The organism is Psychrobacter sp. ANT_H3, assembly GCF_027919975.1.
Lineage (GTDB): Bacteria > Pseudomonadota > Gammaproteobacteria > Pseudomonadales > Moraxellaceae > Psychrobacter > Psychrobacter maritimus.
Genome location: NZ_JAQISM010000001.1, coordinates 461,904 through 482,287, shown reverse-complemented (window position 1 = coordinate 482,287; position 20,384 = coordinate 461,904). Strand labels below are relative to the sequence as shown.

13 protein-coding genes are annotated in these 20,384 nt (G+C 43.8%); 7 read left to right on the top strand and 6 right to left on the bottom strand.

Annotation, left to right across the window (positions count from 1 at the left end; all coding sequences use genetic code 11):
* The first annotated feature begins 26 nt into the window (after positions 1-26).
* The 3 genes from PG901_RS01885 to PG901_RS01875 all read left to right on the top strand — a co-directional run bounded on the left by PG901_RS01885 (position 27) and on the right by PG901_RS01875 (position 4,328).
* On the top strand, positions 27-1,874 hold the full coding sequence (locus PG901_RS01885) for an ABC transporter ATP-binding protein (RefSeq protein ID WP_271133285.1): 1,848 nt from the start codon (positions 27-29) through the stop codon (positions 1,872-1,874).
* 118 nt (positions 1,875-1,992) lie between these two features.
* Entirely contained in the window at positions 1,993-2,583 is a 591-nt protein-coding gene (locus PG901_RS01880; RefSeq protein ID WP_201625976.1) for a GNAT family N-acetyltransferase, read from the top strand.
* Between the two features lie 227 nt (positions 2,584-2,810).
* Entirely contained in the window at positions 2,811-4,328 is a 1,518-nt protein-coding gene (locus PG901_RS01875; protein WP_271133284.1) for a bifunctional 2-methylcitrate dehydratase/aconitate hydratase, read from the top strand.
* 63 nt (positions 4,329-4,391) lie between these two features.
* Here the strand turns inward: PG901_RS01875 and PG901_RS01870 are convergent, their stop codons facing one another.
* Positions 4,392-5,153, bottom strand: a complete 762-nt coding sequence (locus PG901_RS01870; RefSeq protein WP_271133283.1) for an SDR family oxidoreductase — start codon at positions 5,151-5,153, stop codon at positions 4,392-4,394.
* A gap of 237 nt (positions 5,154-5,390) precedes the next feature.
* Here PG901_RS01870 and PG901_RS01865 point away from each other — a divergent pair, with 237 nt between their 5' ends.
* Both PG901_RS01865 and PG901_RS01860 read left to right on the top strand, forming a co-directional pair.
* Positions 5,391-6,830: a DUF2868 domain-containing protein gene (locus PG901_RS01865; protein ID WP_271133282.1), complete on the top strand. Its 1,440-nt coding sequence runs from the start codon at positions 5,391-5,393 to the stop codon at positions 6,828-6,830.
* Positions 6,831-6,886: 56 nt separating this feature from the next.
* Entirely contained in the window at positions 6,887-8,515 is a 1,629-nt protein-coding gene (locus PG901_RS01860) for a DUF3482 domain-containing protein (protein WP_271133281.1), read from the top strand.
* Positions 8,516-8,574: 59 nt separating this feature from the next.
* Here PG901_RS01860 and PG901_RS01855 read toward each other — a convergent pair whose 3' ends face one another.
* From PG901_RS01855 to PG901_RS01845, 3 genes are all read right to left on the bottom strand, one after another.
* Complete coding sequence (locus tag PG901_RS01855; RefSeq protein WP_271133280.1) at positions 8,575-9,597, bottom strand: ArsA family ATPase; 1,023 nt, start codon at positions 9,595-9,597, stop codon at positions 8,575-8,577.
* Between the two features lie 24 nt (positions 9,598-9,621).
* The gene (locus PG901_RS01850) at positions 9,622-9,936 is read right to left on the bottom strand and encodes a cory-CC-star protein (protein WP_227670885.1); all 315 of its coding nucleotides are present in this window, start codon (positions 9,934-9,936) and stop codon (positions 9,622-9,624) included.
* Between the two features lie 133 nt (positions 9,937-10,069).
* Positions 10,070-11,749 carry a carbon starvation CstA family protein gene (locus tag PG901_RS01845; protein ID WP_271133279.1) on the bottom strand — a complete coding sequence of 560 codons (1,680 nt, stop codon included), beginning with the start codon at positions 11,747-11,749 and terminating at the stop codon, positions 10,070-10,072.
* A gap of 301 nt (positions 11,750-12,050) precedes the next feature.
* On the opposite strand from PG901_RS01845, the gene PG901_RS01840 reads away from it, so the two are divergent.
* Positions 12,051-12,719: a hypothetical protein gene (locus tag PG901_RS01840; RefSeq protein ID WP_271133278.1), complete on the top strand. Its 669-nt coding sequence runs from the start codon at positions 12,051-12,053 to the stop codon at positions 12,717-12,719.
* Between the two features lie 90 nt (positions 12,720-12,809).
* The gene (locus tag PG901_RS01835) at positions 12,810-13,373 is read left to right on the top strand and encodes a hypoxanthine-guanine phosphoribosyltransferase (RefSeq protein WP_201564134.1); all 564 of its coding nucleotides are present in this window, start codon (positions 12,810-12,812) and stop codon (positions 13,371-13,373) included.
* Between the two features lie 91 nt (positions 13,374-13,464).
* Here PG901_RS01835 and recD read toward each other — a convergent pair whose 3' ends face one another.
* Entirely contained in the window at positions 13,465-15,672 is a 2,208-nt protein-coding gene (gene recD, locus PG901_RS01830) for an exodeoxyribonuclease V subunit alpha (protein ID WP_271133277.1), read from the bottom strand.
* A 101-nt stretch (positions 15,673-15,773) separates the two neighbouring features.
* Positions 15,774-20,354 carry a UvrD-helicase domain-containing protein gene (locus PG901_RS01825; RefSeq protein ID WP_271133276.1) on the bottom strand — a complete coding sequence of 1,527 codons (4,581 nt, stop codon included), beginning with the start codon at positions 20,352-20,354 and terminating at the stop codon, positions 15,774-15,776.
* Positions 20,355-20,384 lie beyond the last annotated feature (30 nt).

The window sequence follows — 20,384 nt, the reverse complement described above, 5'->3', positions numbered from 1 at the left end:
CTGACATTAAATAGCGCCTTAATATTATGAGTAATTCTCCACGCCGTGTTCCTTTAGATAATAAGCCTCCCACTAAGAAAGCAGAACGGGGGGCTTTGCTGTGGTCAATTCTAAAAAGGCTGGGAGAGTTTGCAAGGCCCTATCGCGGGCTTTTCATTTTAACCTTGATATTAACGGTATTAGGGTCGTTTACCGCGCAGGTTAACGCCTTTGTCTTGCAATATACCATTGACACCTTAACCAATATTGTCGATTTGCCCGACCCATGGGTAGAAGGCATAAGACTACTCACGCTGATTAGTGTGATTTTATTGGTGAAAGAGATACTAAACGTCATCATCACCTTTGGTCAGCGCTACTTTGGTGAGCGTATCCGTATTAACCTATCGCGTGATTTGTCTCAAAAAGTGGTCGACCGTATTTTGTCTTACAAAATGGCGTTTTATACCAGTGATGAGAACGCCAGTGGTAAGCTGCAAACCCGTATTGATTTGGGTGTCAGCAGCCTCACGCAACTGGTGCAAAACTTCTTTATTGACATGCTGCCGCTGTTTGCCAGTGCCATCGTGTCATTAATCATTATGTTTAATGCCAATTTTTGGGTCGGTATGGTCGGTTTGGTTATCGTGCCGATTTACTTTTTTGTCAGTCAGCGCCAAGCCAATCGTTTGCAAGGATTCCGCAAACAAATGCGCCAATACCGTGAGACCAAAAGCGGCTTGGTAATCTCGATTATTGACTCTATCACCGTTATTAAGTCGTTTGTTCGTGAGCCGATTGAGTCCGATAAGCACTGGGAAATCCAAAAGGATATGACCGCCAATCAGCTACGTATTCGCAGTATCGCGTTTATGTATAACGCTGGCAAAACCTTTATCGAGCAAATCGGCGTGGTCGTCATTATTGTTTTGACCTCGTATTTTGTGCTCAATGGGCAGATGACCATTGGCGCGATTATGTTTCATATACTGCTGTTTCAAAACGTCGCCGCCCCCATTCGCGAATTGCACCGTATCTATGACCAAATCAATAATGCACTCACTTATGCTGAAGGCTTCTTTGATATCTTGGACGATGACCAAGCGATTGAGAACGAAGGCAAAGTCAAATGCACCGATTTAAAGGGTCATATTGAGCTAAAAGATGTCAATTTCTCCTATCCGAATGGCAAACAGGCGCTGCATGATGTGAGTTTTAATATTTATCCCAATCGCATTACCGCTTTGGTCGGATTAAGCGGCGCAGGTAAAAGCACCATTATTAATTTATTGGTTAAATTCTATGACCCCAGTAGCGGCACTATTTGTCTTGATGGTCGCAATCTAGAAGACTACAGCACCCATAACTTGCGTGAACAAATCGGCTTGGTGCTACAAAAAAACCATATTTTCTCAGGGACCATCGCCGACAACATTCGTTATGGGGCGATGGATGCCACTGATGAGGAAATTATTGACGCCGCCAAACAAGCCTCTATTCATGAGCAAATCCTTGGCATGCCTGAAGGTTATGAAAGTGAGGCCAAACTGCTTTCTGGTGGTCAGCAGCAGCGTATTGCGCTGGCACGTATGTTTTTAAAAGACCCACCGATTGTATTTTTGGATGAACCAACCGCCAGCCTTGATGCCATCGCCACGCAGCAGATTAAGCACAGCCTAGATTTAATTAAAAAAGACCGTACCGTAATTATCGTCTCGCACAATATCTCGCAAATTATCGATGCCGATGATTTGGTGGTGATTGAAAATGGCCGTGTGATGGAGACTGGCACGCACGACGAGCTTTATGCCAATCACGGTAAATACTATGAGATATTCAATGCCATGTCTGATAGTTTGAATTTAGATAAAATCAGTCAAACCTTAAATAGTTAATGCAGGGCGAAATCGTTATAATGCTCAGTCTTTGATGCATTATTGCTATATTTAGAATATTTAAAATTTATATTGTTACCCTATGAACGCCCTTTAAATCGTTAGAAGCTATTTGACTATGACCTGTGAATTTTCTATAAAAACCTTTGATGAGCTGACCACCGTTGATCTTTACCATATTTTAAAAGCCCGCTCACAAGTATTTGTGGTTGAGCAAAACTGCCCGTATCAAGATATGGACGAGGTAGATTTTGATTGCTTACATCTGGTCGCCCATCAAAATGAAGCCTTGATTGGCTATTGCCGCATTATCCCGCCGCAATTTAATCACAAAAGATCCTCGGTTAACCCTTCAGGTCCCATACCTGCGATTGGCAGAGTTTTGGTGCTAGCAGAGCACCGAGGCAATGGCGTTGCCCGTCAAATAATGCTTGAGGCTATCAAGTACTGCCGTAAAAAGTATGGTAAAAAAACCATCATCATCTCCGCCCAGACTTACTTGCTACACTTCTATGAGTCACTCGGCTTTATTGCTGAAGGTGAGCGCTATCTTGAAGACGGCCTTGAGCATGTCACCATGGCTTTGCCCGTCATTAAAAAAGTAAAAGTAAAAAAAGAAAGCTCAGGAATGGTAAGTAGCATCCTCAGCTTTTTACTCTTGATACTGGCGCTTTTATTCATTGTCGGTTTGGTTTATCTCATGATTTGATGGCCGCGCGTCTTTTTACCTTTACCTTGAATAGATTCATCAAAAATTATTAAACGATAAAACAGTCTTACACGACTTCACTGTTGTTCGATATTGAGTATGTTATTTTTGATGGATGGTTGATTAACAAATGGTTTATTAATAGAAACTCTAACTAATAGACCGTTAAAGCGCATCGCTTAATGTTTAATCGCTCAAATATTTGACTCAAGGAAGGAGTAACGATTATGTCTAACACTCAAAATGCCACCGTAGAGAGCAATATTCGTCCAGAGTACGACGATGAGATTCAAAAAATTGCCGATTACGTGCTTAATTACTCTATCGATAACGACTCGCCTAATAGCGCTGATGCTTGGAATACCGCCCGCTACTGCCTGATGGATACGCTAGGCTGCGGACTACTGGCATTGCGCTTTCCTGAATGTACCAAGCATCTAGGACCCGATTGCGATGATCAGATTACCCCTAATGGCGCGCGTGTTCCCGGTACTTCCCATCGACTCGACCCTATCAAAGCGGCCTTCGATATTGGCTGTATGGTGCGCTGGCTTGATTATAACGATACATGGCTCGCTGCCGAATGGGGTCATCCTTCGGACAACTTAGGCGGGATTTTGGCAGTGGCGGACTATATCAGTCAGCAGAATGTCAGCCAAAATAAAGCACCGCTCACCATGCGCGACGTTTTAGAAGCGATGATTATGGCGCATGAGATTCAAGGCGTGCTTGCTCTAGACAATTCATTTAATCGTGTCGGGCTCGATCATGTCTTCCTAGTAAAACTTGCCTCGACAGCGGTGGTTGCTAAATTATATGACTTGCCACGTGAGCGCATCATGGCAGCCATCTCGCAAGCGATTGTCGATGGTCAAGCATTACGTACCTATCGCCATGCGCCAAATGCTGGTAGCCGTAAGTCTTGGGCGGCAGGTGACGCCACCAGTCGTGCGGTACGCTTGGTCGATATTACCCGTCGCGGCGAGATGGGTATCCCGGGTGCATTAACTGCGCCGCAATGGGGCTTTTATGATGTCTTATTTAGCCATACCAATAAAGACTTGGCACTCAAACCTGAAAACGAGCGCCGCTTTACCTTTCAGCGTGAGTTTGGCAGTTATGTGATGGAAAATATCTTATTTAAGATAAGCTTCCCTGCTGAGTTCCATGCACAAACTGCCTGTGAAGCAGCAGTCATTCTGCATCCGCGTATCGACGATAGGATTGATGAGATCGAAAAAATCGTCCTAACTACCCATGATTCAGCCATTCGAATCATTTCTAAAGAAGGCACGCTTGATAATCCTGCCGATCGTGATCATTGTCTGCAATATATGGTCGCCGTGCCTTTATTAACGGGCGACTTGATGGCAGAAAACTACGAAGACGACTATCATGAACAGCATCATATTTTGATTGATGAGTTGCGTCGTAAGATGGTTGTCGTAGAGGATACCGATTATTCAAAAGATTATCATGACCCAAGCAAACGCTCGATTGCCAATGCCATTCAAATATTCTTTAAAGACGGCAGTAGTACTGATAAAGTCGCTGTGGAATACCCGATTGGCCATAAACGCCGCCGTGCAGAAGGCATCCCTGTATTAGAAGCAAAGTTCCGAGCAAGTTTGGCAACGCGTTTTATTGACAGTCGCTGTGCGGATATTTTTGCACTATGTGATGACCAACAACGCTTAGAGCAAACACCGGTCAATGAGTTTATGGATTTATTTGTCGCTAATTAATTTTAAAGCGCATAAATAATTCAGCGCTTTTTTGTTTTTATGAATCGTGTTTTTACCAATCTTTTACCAAGGTATGGACTCACCTGCCCAATCGACAAAACTGCCAGATTGGGCAGCGCTCATCCTATCAAGCACTTCCAGTAAACGCTCGGCGCTATAGGCTGGCGAGAACAGCTTTTCGTCAGCCACATTGCCTTGAAAAGGTGAAGATAACTGGGTATCAACCGTACCTGGCTGCATGACGACCACGCAGACATCCTTTAGCGACCGACTCCATTCAATGCTCAAATTCTTCATACCCATATTTAGCGCCGCTTTACTCATACGGTAGCTATACCAACCACCCAGATGATTATCACTAATACTGCCAACACGGGCGGATATGGTCGCAAAAATGGCAGGCTTGTCGGCGTCACGTTCAGATTTTGCCAGTAATGGTCTGATATGCTTGGCAATCAGCAAACTTGCTAAAGCGTTAATCTGCATACTCTGCAAAAAGAAGCCCGTCTCCAGTTGTCGTAGTGCTTTTTCTGGCTGATTGTGTGCTGTATGTAATAAGCCGACACAGTTAATCACCCAATCGATATGGGGAGTTTGTTGCTTAATATCAGCAATGGCTTGTTCGATACTACCCTCATCGCTCACATCCATCGATATCCAATACAAATTATCTGCCGCAAAGTCAGGCTGACTTTTGTGATAAGTGGCGTATACCCTTGTATTTCCATCACTTTGTTCATTAGCACTCCGTTGTAGTAGCTTTTTCACAATCGCTTGACCAATACCACCGGTGCCGCCAATAACTAAATAGTTTTTCTGGTTCACAAGGTTTTCCTTATTGCTCTCTGTATTATTAGCTGTTGCTAACCTGCATTCATTTTGGCTCATTTACTTTACATTTACTATGATAAAACGCTAAGAATAATAGAAGTTATCGCCGCGCTATATGAGCTACAATAATCACTAATGGGTAGAATACTCAACATTTTTAAGTAAGCATTGACATAATAAAATCATACTTATACTTTTTAACCAACGCTTTTATAGGGATATCATCGCACTATGCTATCACCCCAAGACCAATTGACTGAGCTGGTACGTACGCTTGAGACGCAGCAGCATGTTTTTGCTACTGACCCGCTACTGATTACCGAAAAACTGCAAGGTGAGGATGGAAAACCTATCCAAAAACTGCATCGCCGCGCCTCGCGTATCGATAGTAACGGCGCGCTGGCACGTGTGCTCGGTAAGATTGACGGTCGCATAAAGGGCATCATGGTGGTTATGAGCGTGGTGTGGTGTATCTCAGGATTTTTGGGATTGTTTACCCTACTTCAGACCAATGTGGTTAATTTCTTTTATGTGCTCGTCTGTCTGCTTGGCTTTCATACCGTTATGCTCTTAGGCTGGCTAATGATGACGTTAATCAACCAAGGCAAGCAGTCTTCGAATTGGTTTGCCAATTTTGTCAGTCCTAGCTATCTCATCCGTGGCAAGGATGATGTGACTAAGGCGGCCGTTGACTTGTACGAGCGTCAATTACAGCACAGCGGTATGCGTTGGTATTTGGGACGCTTTAGCCATCAATTGTGGCTCGCTACATTAACCGGTATGCTGCTGGCGATTGTGTTTTTATTGATTGTGCGTCAGTACAGTTTTAGCTGGGAGTCGACACTTCTATCAGATCAGGCGCTTATCACGTTGACTCAGATACTCGGCTGGCTGCCAAGCATGGTAGGGTTTGGTGTGCCAGACAGTACCGCTATCGTTCAGAGTCGCTTGGTAACCGATGCGATGCCGCTGTCTGTCGCGCGGCAATGGGCGGGGTTATTGGTTGGTAGTCTGCTGATGTACGGTATTGTACCTAGAGCAATCGCTTGGGCGTTTTGCGCGTTGATGTTCCGTCGTAAAAAGATGCGTTTGGATATCAAGCAGCCTTATTATCAAAAGATTTTGAATTTTTGGCAGCGTCATGTGGTTGATGCTGATGATTTTAAGGCAGCACCCGCCCCTATCGCCCCAAAAGCGACGGTCAGTACTGGCAAGAAACTGGTGGCTTTACTCGAATACCCATCAGAGCAGGATAACTGGTGGCTTGAGGGTCTGGATGCCAATATTAATGATAATAGTGAGATAGAGGATTTCGGTATCGTTGATGATCGCGATGATATGGACCGCTTGACAAGCTATCTTGATAGGCACCCAGTGCAGGTGTTATTAGGTATTCATAGTAAAGCCCTGCCTGACCGTGGCACCCTACGTAAACTCGATCGTATCGCAGAGCATGCGACAGATGGTCTCATCGTACAACTGCTTGGTGATACCAGCTTGACTGACAATGGTATTAATATTAATGCTGATATTTCAAATAACGATGTTTCAAGTACGGCAGATTTAAAAAAGCAAACATCGGAGCAGGTGGCGGGAAATCAAGATGTTCGCTATCAACAGTGGCAAACCGCGCTCTCTGCTCGAAAAATTGGTTTAGTGGACACTAAGTAGCGTTATGTCCTTAGCTTTACTCAATAGCTTTTATACAAATGATATGGAATCATAAGATGGATAATAATAAGACCAATGGTCAACCCGTCGGTTTATTTGCTGACAAGGCACTAAAAGACGACCCTAGCAGCAACCTAATGAACCCAGAGGCAACAGCATCTACTCAGGACAATGTTAATACCACCCCCATAGATTATTCTGCTGATGAATCTGAAAATCTGACAGCGCGCTCTGGTAAAAAAACCACGATAGCCAGTGGTGCAGCACTTAAATTAGCAGTCGTTGGTCATACCAATACGGGTAAGACCTCTATCCTGCGCACACTATTACGTGATGTCTATTTTGGTGAGGTCAAGAACGAGGCTGCAACCACGCGTCATGTGGAGCAAGCCAAACTAACAGACAGCCAAACCGGTGAAGATTTGGTCATACTATATGATACTCCGGGTCTAGAGGACGCCTCAGGGCTGATGGATTGGCTAGAAGACAATACGGCCAGCCGCCGTGATGGTATTGAACGTTTGCAGCAATTTTTGGCAGCAGACATTGCCCAAGGTGGGGATGCGTTAATTAGCAATGAGGACTATAGCCAAGAAGCCAAAGTTATCCGTCAGTTGCTGGCAAGTGACATGGCCATTTATGTCGTCGACGCGCGTGAGCCTGTACTTGGTAAGTATAAAGACGAGCTGGCTATTTTATCGTGGGCCGCGATACCTGTCATGCCAGTATTTAACTTTACGGACAGTCAGGATGCCAATATCGATGATTGGCAAACGATGCTCGCCAGACGTAATCTGCATATCTCGACCCGTTTTGACTCAGTGGCGTTTGAATTTGCAGATGAAATGCGCCTATGGCAAAATCTCGCCACCATGCTTACTCACTCGGAGATGCTTGAGCAATTGATGGTACGCCGTACGGAGAACTGGGCGCAACTCTATGATGAGGCCAATATCATCATTGCCGACTTTTTGTTAAATGTTGCATCATTTGTGCGCGAGATTAATGAAGATGATGACCCAATGCCAGTATTGGAACAAATGCAAGAGGCCGTTAGACAAAGTGAACGGGCGATGCAGCACAACCTACTCAATTTATATAAGTTTTATGATAATGCCGTGGCAGCAACACCACTTGAATTACAAGCGTATCAGCAAGACCCTTTTGACCCTGAACTGCTCAAAAGCTATGGTATTCGCACCACATCTGGCGCGGCAGCGGGCGCATTATTAGGCTTGGGTATTGATGCGGCAGCACTAGGCACGACGTTGGGATTGGGTGCCGCGATAGGTGGTATCGCAGGTGGGCTATTGTCTAATACCAGTAGCATCGCTGATAGAATCACTGGGGTAAAACGTTTGTATATCGACCCTGCTACCCTAACCTTGCTCGCCACTCGTGCGATAGATTTACTCACCGCCCTGCGTCATCGTGGTCATGCAGCAACTGATGCCACGCAATTGCTGTATAAAGGTGAGAAATCCAGTATTGAACAGTCGTTAGATGACGAAAGCAACACCGTCACACCATGGCCGACACATAAATTGCCAAGTGAGCTCAAAAAAGCCCGTGGCAAACCGCAGTGGTCGTCGCTAAGTAGCGGTAAGTCTGAACAGGCTCAGTTACTACGCGCAGATATGGCATGGTCGCTGGCTAGCAAATTACAGTCACGTGGGGCTGAATAATACCAGTTGAGTAACAACATTTCTTTATGGGGCATAGTTATATAACTTTTTTTATATAACTATACCTCTAGTAAAGTACTTAATGCACCAGTACCGCGTATATCTGTTTTCTGTAGATAAATTGGATACAGTGGATAATTCGTAAAACTCTTTTCGATATCATGCATTAGCTGCTGCTGGCGCTCGGCACGATGTTGCCAAAACTCATCAGTTTGTGTTGGTGTTATCAGTTGATTGACCACTATCGCTGCTGGCGGCAGTTTACTGTCCTGTAACTGTTCGATAGCGCGTTTGGTCTCTGCCAATGGTAATACATCGGCAGTCATTACCAATACAATCGCGGTTTGGCTACGGTCATGCAGCAATATTCCTGCCTGACGAAACAGCGCTTTGCGTTTTTCTAGTACGGATACTGCTTGCTCCCAGCGGTCAGATTTGTTTGCAGCAAATGGATTTGGCACATCATTATCGATGTCTTTTTGATTGCTCTTTTGATTGTGACTGTCTAAATGGTTCGCGACCGAACGCAATTTAGCTTGCCGCCTTTGCTGTGCCAAGAGCCCATCTGTCCACGCGCCCATCATCTCAGGCAAGACCAATAAGCGCAATGTATGACCTGTCGGCGCGGTATCAAATATGATATGTTCATAATTAGCATCCGCTGCGCTGACTAAATGCTGACACATGGACTCGAGCATGGCGGCTTCTTGTGCACCAGGCGCAGATTTTGATAGGCGTAGGTGCTCACGAATTTTGGGCATCATATCGAGATTGGCATAGGCAGTGATGGTACGCTCAACTTGGGCAAAATGTGCATCGACGATGACGTCAGGGTTTAGCTCGATAGCATCAAGATAAGGCGTTACCGCTGTTTTCTCGTTGCTTAACCGTATATTAAGCACATCACCCAAGCTATGGGCAGGATCGGTTGAGATAATTAAGGTCTTTTTTTGCTGGCTAGCATAATAACTGGCAAGTGCCGCGGCAGTGGTGGTTTTACCCACACCGCCTTTACCACCGACGAATATAATCGGCTGCGTTGCCAGTTGTTCTATTAGTTTGTGCAGAGGACGTAAAGCCATACTGGTGTCTCAATATTGAATCAATTAACAGCAACCAACGTGGTCAAACGGACATCTATCCATACCCATGCGTGTGTGCCATTCGTGGAAATTTTCTAAAAATAATGGCTGCAATTCTAGTGTATAAAAGCTGGCAGGGTTATCAATACCGAGGCTCTCAGCAAACATAAGCAGCATAAAGAAATCTTCCTCATCACGCGCTGCACGTGCCATCGTTTGACGATATGGTGCATTATAAAACTCATTCAGTCCTGCCACAAACCGTTGCCACCACGATTGGTTGTCTTTTAGACGGTCTGGCATGTTTTCTAGGTTATTTGGTGTCTTGTTATCTTCCATGATTTTCTCATACTCTCTTTATTCTTTCTTATCTATCATGCCTATACCATACAAAAAACGCCAGCAATTGCTGCTAGCGTTTTTTTATACCTATGTTTTTTATATCTATCTTAATATCAATTAGGAATCACTTTTAAAGGTTGCTTTTTCCTTTATGTAACGTCCATTCTTTACGCAGTACTGATAAACTCTCAAATGTCACTAAAATCGTGGCTATCAAGATAATAATATCCATAATGATAAGCAGCCAATTACCGTCATTAAAGAATGTTTTTAGCTGAATCAATAACGCAAAAACGGTCATAACCAACAAGAACGATAATGGCGCTAAGGTATACCATACAGGTCTGCCTTTACGTAACAAGATAACAGTCACAATCATCAAGGTTAAAGCAGCCATGAGCTGGTTGGTTGTACCAAATAGCGGCCAAATAATCATACCGCCCGCGCCATCAATGCCACCAGCACCAAATGCTAGTAACAGACAGCTACCAACGGCAAGAAATGTTGCCACCACACTTTTATTTAATACCGGCAGCTTATAAATCTCACCAAATTCTTGGAAGATATAACGTTGTAATCGAACGCCAGTATCCATCGTAGTACCGGCAAACAAGGCTGCCATTACCGTCAGCATCGTCTGTGATAACACCATATCAATGCCAACACCGGCATTTAGTATGGTTGCACCGCCATCAATAAAGGCACCAATCGAGCCGTCGCCAAATTTTTGATAAACGGCTTGCCAGTCGCCAAGGGTTGCAAAGCCTGCGGTTGCCGCAAGTATCGCACCAAGTGCCAGCATGCCCTCGCCCATGGCACCGAAATAACCAACGAAGCGTACATCTTCTTCTTTATCAATTTGCTTGGACGTCGTACCCGTCGCCACCAAACCATGAAAGCCTGAGATTGCACCACAAGCAATGGTCACAAATAATAAGGGCAGCATAGATGGTGTGCCGATTGGCAATGCCGTGTTTATTGCTGGCGCGACAATGTTCGGCGTAGCAATAAAGATGGCAGCGTATAATAAAATCAAACCGACAAATAACTGTAAGCCATTGATGTAATCGCGCGGTTGCAGTAGCATCCAAACAGGCAACAAAGAAGCAATTGCCGCATAAGCAAATAAAATAATAATCCAGATCGCATTATCCGGTAGACCCATAAAGGTCTCAGGTAATACGATAGGGAACATAGGACCGAGATAAATAAGCCCGTATAAAGCGGTGACCCCAATGATGGAGACCCAAACCAGATTCATCTTATAGCGATAAATACACTGACCAATGATAAACGCTACGATTAAAGCGCCCCAAACCGGCAAGACAGAAGATGGGGTTTTTATCATCATATTGGCAATAGCAACGCCAAATACCGCATTGACCATTAATAATAATAAAAAGATAACCACCATCATTAAGCTACGGACACGTGTACCCATGACAGTACCGGCAATAGACCCTATCGATTGACCTCGATTGCGCATACTGGCCCAAATGGCCGACATATCGTGGACACCAGCCATAAAGATAGTGCCTAAAACTACCCAAATGATGGCGGGTACCCAGCCCCAAATAACCGCAATCGCAGGACCAATAATCGGTGCCGCCCCTGCGACCGAGGTGAAATGATGCCCCCATAGTACATATTTATTGGTGGGGATATAATCTACCCCATCTTTCATGGTATGCGCTGGCGTGGGACGACTGTTGTCCAATGCCAAAATTTTGGTGGCGATAAATTTTGAATAAAACAGATAACCGCAAAGCATAGCGGCAACCGCAACCAACAGTACAATAGCACTATTCATCTTATCTCTCCCTAGACAAGTATTAGATAGCCTTATAAGTTCAAGCTTTTTAAAGTAAAATCTTAAAAATATGCTAGATTAGTGGGCGGTGAGCGACTCAGAGTACCCGTTATTAGGCAAATAGAAGCATCTTCCCCATATTATTACTGACCAACAAAGCATGGTATTTTAAGATTAAGGCACTTCATTAATGAGTACCAATTGCCTGAATCCTTTCTTAGTATTCTTTTTAAATAGTAACTGATTTGATGAGGGATGTAACGTTGATAAGACGTTAAAAACAACAAATAAAGGAGTTAGAATGACACACTATTTTGGATTCGTACCTTCAGATAAATTGAAAGAATTAATTATTGAGGCAGAGCAAGTCGTTGAATCAAACGAAAAAGTAGACTATTACCCTTATCGTGACGCCCTGACCCACCAAACGGCGCGTGACCTTACTGATAAATTGTTGGTTGGATTGGTAGATATTATTCCAAACCCTGAGCGCCAAGCCTCTATGCGTAAAATCGTTGGCACCATCGAGCGTGCGACGGATACCCTACTCAATATCTTGTTGGGTAAAGAGAACAATGAAGAAGTGATGCCAAGTTTTCATTTTTTAAGGGATCAAGCGACATTCATTGATAACGAAGGCGTCAAGCGCATCGGTTTTAAATTATCAGATGCAGATGCTAAAACTATTGATGACGGTTTTGCGGCGATTACGCCTGAGCACGTTGATAGAGCGCTGTTTAAAAAAGCACTTGAAACGGTAAACGAAGAGACTTTAACGCATTTTATCAGCCGCTATGCTGACACGTTAAAATTGGGCATGATTAAACGCAAATCTGTGCCAATGGCAAAGGCAGCTATCGATAAAGGCATGTCTATGGCATTAAACAAGCTATTACCTGACTTGCCGGACAGCTCTTTGAACCGTTTGGCCAATTATTATCGTCCTTTTATTGTAAAAAAGCCTGAATAACGAATATTATATTTTTATTAAGACTGTAGTGTTGGGCAAATTTGCTAAAATTTGCTAAAATAGGCGGCACTTTTATCGAAGGCGCAACTCATGACCCAAATCAGTAATCAAGAAATCGAAAAAACCCTGCGCAACTCAGAGTGCCTTATCAGCAGTATTGAAGTAGCCGCTGCTTATGAGCGCCTTGCCGCCCAGCTCAACCTACATTATGCCGGTTTAAACCCAATCGTTATGGTCGTTATGAACGGTGGACTTATCCCAGCCGGTCAATTATTGACGCATCTGACGTTCTACCATCGCATGCATTATATCCATGCGTCACGCTATCGTGATAACGAAGGCACGAATGAGCTTGATTGGAAATTTAAGCCTGATGTGAGCATCAAGGGCGAACACGTCTTATTAATTGACGATATTTTTGACGAAGGTATTACGCTAAAAGCCATCGTTAAAGAATTGGGTAAAGAGAATCCTTTATCTATCGAATCTTGCGTGTTGCTTAATAAAGAGCACGATCGCAAGGTTGCAGACTTTGACGTTGATTTTGTTGGTATCAATGTCGCAGACCGTTATGTTTATGGCTGTGGTATGGATTTCCATGGTTACTTGCGTCATTTGCCTGGTATCTATGCTATTAAAGAAGACAAAATCTAGTCAGTCTTTGGTTGAATGTTTTGAATGTATCGCATAATAAAAAAGCACCCACTGGGTGCTTTTTTATTGCTCTGATTGTAGTCAGGGGCAATTAAAACTGTAATGCCAAACCCGTATGACGCTCAGTGGGTGTCTGGACGGCCTTTTCCAAAGCAGATTTCGTACTATATATGGTTACCTGTTTTTTGGCACGGGTCACAGCGGTATAAATAAGCTCTTTGCTCAGCAATCTTGCATGACTATTATCAAAAGTAATGCCCACATGATCAAACTCAGACCCTTGCGATTTGTGAATGGTCATCGCATAGGCGGTGGCAATCACCTCTTCATTAAGCAGATTGACCGCAATCCCCTGCTTTTTATTTTCAAAAAACACTTCGAGTCGACTACGCTCATTACCAGTTTGCAAACAAAAACCAATATCGCCATTAAACAATCCTAGCTCATAGTTGTTTTGAAGAACCATAACGGGACGACCATGAAACCATGTGTTTTGACCCAGTGGTAGCTTAAGCTCAGTGAGGTGCCATTGAGTAAGGTAATTATTAATATAATGGTCGCCCCACTCGCCATTATGGCCGGCAGTTAACACCCTGAACTGATTAAAGGTTTCCATTAATGAAGCAATGGTATCTTTAACTGATTCTGGCATGGATTTTTCTATCGGATTTATCAGCAACGATCTAATTTTATTTATGTAGGGATGGTAGTTTAGATTGAGGTTTGAGATATCTTTATTTTTGCTTAGGCTATTTTCTATCTTATTATCTAGAGAAGATTCTGTTTGTAAGGTGTTGATGCTATTCACATATTGAAAGCTCAGTGCCTTATCATGCTTTAACAACTGCCAAATAGCATGAGTATCTGTCTCTGCCTTGTTGATTTGATAAGCAAGCTTGCCGATACCCGAGTCTGCTGTAAATCGACGACTCTCTGTTAGCTCTGCATGAATGGGTTGTAATAGTGGAATACGGCACAAGTCAGCCAATACCGCCCCTGCATCTACCGCTGCTAACTGGTTCGCATCTCCTAACAATATGAGCCTTGCGCCAGGCTTTACCGCACTCACAAGATAGTTCGCCAGCTCAACCCCTAGCATCGATGCCTCATCGACGATGATAATATCTTCGCCAAGTGGACTATTGGCATCGTAACGCGGTCTGCCCGTCCGACCGATACCTAACAAGCGATGAATGGTTTTTGCTTCTTGCAACTGTAGCTCAACATCCGCTGCGTCTAACGCCGCCTGCAGAGACTCTTGCATGCGCTGTGCAGCTTTACCAGTTGGTGCTGCTAATGCCAAGCTGGCACTGTCAGTGCTAAATCTAACGCTTCCAGACGCATCTGCCCCACTCTCTGTTGCCTGTTGCAGTGCAATCACTAGTTGAGCAACGGTGTAGGTCTTCCCCGTGCCTGGCCCACCAGTAATAATGCTAAAGGCGTTGTTATTAGCGACATTAATTGCCTTTATCTGATGTTCATGAAGGTTTTCGGGTATTGCTATCTCTAACGGTGTTACCTGCTGCTCTAAAATAGTTTTGATGCGCGCGGCTAAGTTAAACTCAGCTTGCCAAGCTCGGTGTAACCAAAAAGTGATTGCTGCGTTTTGTTTATCAGCCTCTTTGTTATTGATAAGCTGATAAACGATAGGTTGATTATTTCTGCTTAGGCTATTTTTATTCTCATTATTGCTCACGTTATCGTTAAGACCAGCAAACAAAGTGTGCTCATCGATTAACTTAGCAAAAGACGTTAAGTTGCTATTTTTCAATAACTTATAAAGTAAGGCAACGGCATCGAACCTTTTAACCAACATCTCTTTTTCATGATTACTCAGTGCCAGCTGCGCCCATAACTGGTCTTGTTTAGCAAATAAAGTCTCTAGCAATACAAATATTGATGGCTCAGCTGTAATATCGACCTCTGATTGAACCTCTATTTGAGTGTCAATCAAGGCAATAATCGGCGTTGCTAGCATCTCTAACAGCTGCTGTTGCCAAGCATATAGTGTCACCAGCTCGCCATTGATTTGACCGCTCAGCGGTACTTCATGCTCAGTTTCCTCAATGGTGAGTACAGTATGTCCCTCTTCTAAATGCGTGGCCAACATAGTGAATAAAGCCGTAAATAAGCCACTATCTGGTGTTTTATCTATTTTTACACTATCAGTATTATGCTTGGCATCGGTCACGCTATACGCGAAATGCGTTTGCTGACGGCGCAGCAAAATATAATCACTGATGTTGCTGGCCCAGCTTTCTTGTGAACTTATATCCGCCCTGCTCTTATTATTATTCATAGATTATTACTCATGGTATGTGTTTCTCTATATTTATAGGATTAATCGCTATAGTAATTTGTTGCATCAAATTCGTGATTGCATGCATTTTGTATAGCCTGCTAACTGGGCATGCCAAACAACGTATCTAAGGCTTTAATAAAATCAATAGGAATGTCCCAAGTCACCAATCCATAGCGGGCACTGCTTATTGATTTATGCTTTATTGAATTACTGTGCATTAAGTTGCTACCGTCAAGCGTATTAGCCTCTTCTGCTGCCTTAATAGCTAACGAGGCAGCTGGATCATATACGCCCCGTAAAAAGACATACTCCACCGCGCCCAAATACTTATCTTCATTGCCTGCATAGTCATTAATCCGCATCGATAAGAATCGATGCAACGCCACCTGATAAATCGCTGCTTGCAACCAATATCCTGCTTTGGACATTGCTTGCCTGAGAGTTGTTTCGTCATAATTGCTTAGGCTATTTCCTAAAAAATTACTCTTATAATCGACGACGTAATACTTGCCAGCATGCTCATACACCAAATCGATTTCACCACGCAAATAACGATACAAATGCGCTTTGTTTTGCGGAACAAGATTGACGTGTTTATCGGTTTCATTAGGCAGGTACTGTTGAAAGAGTCTATTAATATCTTGTGCTTTAAAACGCTCTGACAGCCCCATATTGAACTCTAATTCAGCGAACCTCTGACTTGCATCAATAGAGCGTAACGGTTGATTGGATGCTAATAGCGGCGTATGTAGCACCTCTTCAATCCAGCCAATTAAAGCCTCATGCTTGGTAGCATCGATCGAGTCAGGATTAAATGAACCCTCATCACTTTGCTCTTGCTTCTTCGCTTGTAATCGACGACTTTGGGTTTCGGCACTACTATACACCAGTGGCAGCTGATAGCTACTGATGGCTCTATCGATAACCTGAGACCACTGGGATTTATTGTTAAAATCAATTTTTTCAAATATCTCATGCAGAAATGTACCAGCATTGGCACCTTTCACAAAAGTAAAACGAATATCATCCTCTAGCTTGAGACTTAACTCATCGACTTGCTCAACAAACTCATTATTATTCAGTGATGGCACAACTGAAACCGAAGTTTCGGTCATATCAATATCTATCGCATCATCAATACGCTCATCCATGATAGCCATTGTCTGCGTTGATTCGTCTAGTTGACGGGCTAAAGCGGTAAAACTGGTCTTAGCCCAACCATAAAAGTAATTAATTTTCATAACTTCTGAAAAATCATCATACTTAATAGGTTCGGTTTTGGGCTTCATAAAATCTGGCGTTCTATTATCCGCTAATGCGCCTGCTTTAGCGGTAGCACAATTACCGTTATAGAACTCATTGACCTTATGCCCTCTAATCATGCCTATGGTACCTTTGAGTCTATCAGGCAATTCAAATTTTGGTTCTGGTGAGTCAAACCAATAGAACACCGGCTTTAATTCAAAACCTGTTTTGTTATGGGGATCTCGCAGCACCACATAAAGCTGCTCACTGGCGCGAGTAAATGCAACATAACCAAGCCGGCGCATCTCATCAAAGCCCTCTTGCGTCTCCATATCGGTATAGTAGCCCTCTGTGGTCGCAGAGCCTTGTACAGGCGAGAATCGGCGCTGATTGCCTGTCGATTGCTGAGCTAGCACTGACTGATTTTGTTGAATAGCGTCTTGTTGAGTATCATCTTGCTGGCTAAGGTTTTGTTGCGCGTTATAGAGATACAATCCATATTCTTCTTTATTACCTGACTTCCTACTGGCATCGCCCATACCCAGCACATAAACAATAGGAAACTCTAACCCTTTTGATTTATGAATAGTCATCAGCTGCACACCAGACTCTGTAGGCAGCGGATACTGCTTGGCCCAATCACTGCTAGGCGCGGTATCTATATTTTGTCTAAACCAGGCTAGTAGCTCGTACTCACCCATGCCGATAGCATACTGTGCCAAGATATCCATCACATGACGCAAATCCATAATATGACGCGCGCCTTCTGGATGCGCGGCTAATGCTTGCCAAACGCCTTGCGGCTGTACAGGGCTTTGATCTAACAAGTAATGCATGGCCGATAATATGCCAAAGTGCTGCCACCGCTGTGTGCCTTCTTTTAAATAGCTAATAAAGTCTTGATAGCTTTTCTTATTATCAATGGCTTTTGTATTAGCGCTATTTAAATCTACAGCCCCTGACTCATGGTCGGTCATCATGGCTTTGATATCTTTTATACTCAGGCCATACAAATGACTGGTCAGCACCCGATTAATCATGTCATGACGATACGGATATAGCATGGCACTCAGCAGCGCTGCCACATCCTCTGCCATGACGGTTTCAAAGATACTGACATCACTGGTGGTCAAGGTCGGCACATTGAGCTTTACTAGCTCGTCTTCCACCCGTTTTAAATCTTTTTTGGCACGTGCCAGCACGCCGATATCGCTAGGCTGAATCGGTTTGCCTTTTAATGTCTGACCACTGCTGAGTAAGGTTGCAATATGACGCGCTGTGATTTCATGCTCATCGTACTCAAGCTCCTTGTCTTTATCATAAGGCAGGTGCAACACACTCACTGGCTGAGCAGAGAGCACGTCACTCACTAAATCGCTATTTAGGTCGCTGGTTAGTATGTCTGGCTCATTACACCAAGACAGCTGATTTTCTTCTTTATATGCTTTGATGTGCTGGTAATAAATCCCTGTACCTAACTGTGCGAGCCTATTCTCATTAGTCACAGGCGCAGGCATACCAAACCAGCAATTTAGAGCATTAATCACACTGGCGTTTGAACGGCGGTTAATATCGAGCGTCCAAAGGCTGCTTTTGTCAAACTGGGCTTTCATATAATTATAGTTGGCGACATCACCACCGCGAAACCCATAAATGGCCTGCTTAGGATCACCCACCAACAACAAAAACTCATGGTTGGCTTTATTGCTAGTAGCCAGCTTGTCATTGGCCGACGGTTTACGCTTCGGCAGATAGATGCTTTCAATCATAATGGCTTGCTCGCCATTGATGTCCTGCGACTCATCAATCAATGCCACTGGATAGTGATGACGAATATAACGCGCCAGCTTCTCTCCTTGCCGACCCGTTAATGCTTGGTTTAAGCGTACCATCTGCAAGCTAAAGGTGGTTTCACCGCGCTCCTCTAAGATAACCGGCAGCCTGTCACGTACCGCAAGTATGATATGACGATTTAGATTAGCCAAGACACTAACTATGTATTCATCAAGCTTTTTACTTTCTTCAATATACCGTTTAAAGTCCCGAACTACCTGCAACTCATTGAATATTAAATTAACTCTTTCACCATCTTTTGGCTTGTAAAACTGTTTGCCTATATCATCAGTTTTCTCAAAAGCTTCAATTAACTTTCCAGTATAAGTTTTTTTGTCTGATATGAACTTATAAGCGGCTGGACCAGACTCTTCTAACACTTGAATGATTTTCGGCCAAGACTCTCTGTTATTCTGCAACTGTCCTTTGGGAACTTCATAATATTCGCCGTCAGGCTTAAAGAAAACATCAAGCTCATCGCTGCGCTCAATGATACTGTGGATAAGCCGCTCATAACCCTCAAAAGAAAAATTACTGCTTACAACTTCATTAATCGGCGCGGAAATAAAATTCAGCGACCGAGTCACATAACTTTTATGATCGCCAACCGCCGTCAGCTTACCTTGCTGATCCATCAATGCATACAATTTAGGCTGCTCATGATACAGCCTACTTTGAAACTGACGCAGCTCATCATGAACAATACTGTCCGTCACTTGCTCAATACTGCTGTCTTCAATAATAGCCATGCCTTGCTGATGACCGGTCTCGCTACTGTATTCCTTCAACCATTTTTGCGCCAAGCTATCGAGGGTACCGACAAACAGCTTATCCAAGGTGGTTAATACCAACGCCGTACGTCGAATGGCTTCTGTCATAGGATAGCTGTAAACATGATCAAGCAAGTAGCCGACCAGATGCAGATTGATAGGGTCTTGCATGATGTCATCTAAGCGCGCATATTTAGCCTGCGCGACCAACCAATCCTCACGATCTTTTTTTGCTTGTGCACACTTTTCAGCAGCGGCTTTTTTGTCATGAACGTTGTTATAAACAATGTCTTGATTTAATTCATCAGCATCTGTTTCAGCGTTTGAATCCGTGCTTGAGTTCTTGCTCGCCTTTTTATCACTATCACTATCAGGTGTCACCTGTAGTATATGCGGATACAAATTCTCTTTATTAGCGGGGTCAGCACTCAGGCTACTCACCCATTGCAGCAGCTGATAAAAATCCACCAAACGATCATGAATGCGCTGACGCATCTCAGCAGCCGCGGCGCGAGTAAAGGTAGTCGCAATGATTTGCTCTGGCGCACGCCGTGCTTCAATCAACAGACGCAGTACAATGCCAGTTAGTGTCCACGTTTTACCAGTACCGGCTGACGCTTCGATAAGATGCCGACCCGTCAATGCAACATCAACCGCTGGTATCACATCCGCCTTATTCTTAGGCTTAATCATGTCGTCATTCGCAACCTCACTGTCAGTCATACCCTGATATGTATCAAATGAGTGAAGCGATTCACTCAGGTACTCATCACATGAGTGTGGCTGGGTAGAAATGTCCATCATGTGAGTGGTGGCGGTAAATTCTGTCATAGGGGCGTACACTTTTTATTATCAATTAAG

What these genes read in the sequence shown, in the direction of transcription:
- PG901_RS01885 (WP_271133285.1), top strand. Translation starts at nt 27, where the DNA reads ATGAGTAATTCTCCACGCCGTGTTCCTTTAGATAATAAGCCTCCCACT.
- PG901_RS01880 (WP_201625976.1), top strand. Translation starts at nt 1,993, where the DNA reads ATGACCTGTGAATTTTCTATAAAAACCTTTGATGAGCTGACCACCGTT.
- PG901_RS01875 (WP_271133284.1), top strand. Translation starts at nt 2,811, where the DNA reads ATGTCTAACACTCAAAATGCCACCGTAGAGAGCAATATTCGTCCAGAG.
- PG901_RS01865 (WP_271133282.1), top strand. Translation starts at nt 5,391, where the DNA reads ATGCTATCACCCCAAGACCAATTGACTGAGCTGGTACGTACGCTTGAG.
- PG901_RS01860 (WP_271133281.1), top strand. Translation starts at nt 6,887, where the DNA reads ATGGATAATAATAAGACCAATGGTCAACCCGTCGGTTTATTTGCTGAC.
- PG901_RS01855 (WP_271133280.1), bottom strand. Translation starts at nt 9,597, where the DNA reads ATGGCTTTACGTCCTCTGCACAAACTAATAGAACAACTGGCAACGCAG.
- PG901_RS01850 (WP_227670885.1), bottom strand. Translation starts at nt 9,936, where the DNA reads ATGGAAGATAACAAGACACCAAATAACCTAGAAAACATGCCAGACCGT.
- PG901_RS01845 (WP_271133279.1), bottom strand. Translation starts at nt 11,749, where the DNA reads ATGAATAGTGCTATTGTACTGTTGGTTGCGGTTGCCGCTATGCTTTGC.
- PG901_RS01840 (WP_271133278.1), top strand. Translation starts at nt 12,051, where the DNA reads ATGACACACTATTTTGGATTCGTACCTTCAGATAAATTGAAAGAATTA.
- PG901_RS01835 (WP_201564134.1), top strand. Translation starts at nt 12,810, where the DNA reads ATGACCCAAATCAGTAATCAAGAAATCGAAAAAACCCTGCGCAACTCA.
- recD (WP_271133277.1), bottom strand. Translation starts at nt 15,672, where the DNA reads ATGAATAATAATAAGAGCAGGGCGGATATAAGTTCACAAGAAAGCTGG.
- PG901_RS01825 (WP_271133276.1), bottom strand. Translation starts at nt 20,354, where the DNA reads ATGACAGAATTTACCGCCACCACTCACATGATGGACATTTCTACCCAG.